Here is a 1,498-nt window from a genome sequence, read left to right as displayed (position 1 = left end):
GGCGGATTCAACTGGTCGTCGCAACACCATGATCATGGAGGTGTTTGCGGTGGCTACGGCGGACTGGAGTCGGAGGACCAGCGATGTGGCGGTAGGTGTTCGTCGGCAGTGGCGTGCTGATCGTGCACTTCGGCCGGCGATGCGATCGCCGGGGCGGCCGGAGCCGTCGCGGCAGGTGCAACGTGAGTTTTGGCGGGTGGTCGCGACGGGGGTGAGCACGGCACAGGCATCGATCGCTGTCGGTGTGTCGGTGCCGGTGGGTACACGCTGGTTCCGCCACGCTGGCGGCATGAGGCCGCTGAGTCTGGATGAGCCTTCGGGCCGCTATCTATCCTTCGCCGAACGGGAAGAGATCGCGCTGCTACGCGCCCAGGATCGTGGGGTGCGTGAGATCGCACGGTGGATCGGGCGGAGTCCGGCCACGATCTCGCGTGAGCTACGGCGCAACGCCGCAACCAGGAGCGGGAAGCTCGAGTATCGGGCGTTGGTGGCGCAGTGGAAAGCCCAGCAGGCCGCCAAGCGCCCGAAAACAGCGAAGCTCGTGGCCCACGTCGAGTTGCGGGAGTACGTACAGGACCGCCTGGCCGGCGTTGTCCGCCGTCCCGATGGCACGATCGCTGCGGGCCCCACGCCACCGCCATGGAAGGGGCTTAACAAACCGCACCGGGCCAACCGGCGGTGGTCGCTGGCGTGGAGTCCAGAGCAGATCTCCCAGCGTTTGAAGGTCGACTTCCCCGATGATGAATCCATGCGTATCAGTCACGAGGCGATCTACCAGTCCCTGTTCATCGAGGGCCGCGGCGCGCTCAAACGTGAGCTGGTCGCGTGCCTGCGCACCGGACGTGCACTGAGGGAGCCGCGGGCCCGCTCGCGCAACAAGCCGCAGGGTCACGTCACCTCCGATGTCGTGTTCAGTCAGCGCCCTGCCGAGGCCGAGGACCGTGCCGTCCCCGGGCACTGGGAGGGTGATCTGATTATCGGAACTGGGAGATCGGCGATCGGCACGATCGTTGAACGTCGTAGTCGTGCAACACTTCTGGTGCATCTGCCACGCCAGCAGGGCTGGGGTGAGCAGCCGCCTGTGAAGAACGGGCCCGCACTCGGTGGCTACGGTGCCATCGCGATGAATGCAGGACTGACAGCGTCGATCGCCGCGCTGCCGCAGCAGTTGCGCAAAACGTTGACGTGGGATCGCGGCAAGGAACTGTCCGCTCACGCCCAGTTCGCGATGGACACCGGAACGCAGGTGTTCTTCGCCGATCCGCACTCACCGTGGCAGCGACCATCCAACGAGAACACCAATGGTGTTCTGCGCCAATATTTTCCTAAGGGAACTGATCTGTCGCGGTGGTCAGCTGAGGACCTCGAGGCCATCGCCTACACCCTCAACAACCGTCCTAGAAAAGTCCTTGGATGGAAAACTCCCGCCGAAGTCTTTGGCGAACAACTACACTCGCTACAACAACCCAGTGTTGCATCGACCGATTGAACGCGCCCA

Annotated in this window: 1 protein-coding gene; it reads left to right on the top strand. The window is 64.2% G+C overall.

What is annotated here, in order from left to right:
* Nucleotides 1-34 precede the first annotated feature (34 nt).
* Nucleotides 35-1,489 (top strand): IS30 family transposase, encoded by a 1,455-nt coding sequence (locus AS181_RS24385; protein WP_078114170.1) that lies wholly within the window; start codon nt 35-37, stop codon nt 1,487-1,489.
* Nucleotides 1,490-1,498 lie beyond the last annotated feature (9 nt).

Source organism: Gordonia sp. SGD-V-85 (genome assembly GCF_001456905.1).
GTDB classification, from domain to species: Bacteria; Actinomycetota; Actinomycetes; order Mycobacteriales; family Mycobacteriaceae; genus Gordonia; species Gordonia hongkongensis.
The sequence above is the reverse complement of the archived record's forward strand: the minus strand, read 5'-3'. Positions and strand labels throughout refer to the sequence as shown.

What these genes read in the sequence shown, in the direction of transcription:
- AS181_RS24385 (WP_078114170.1), top strand. Translation starts at nt 35, where the DNA reads ATGGAGGTGTTTGCGGTGGCTACGGCGGACTGGAGTCGGAGGACCAGC.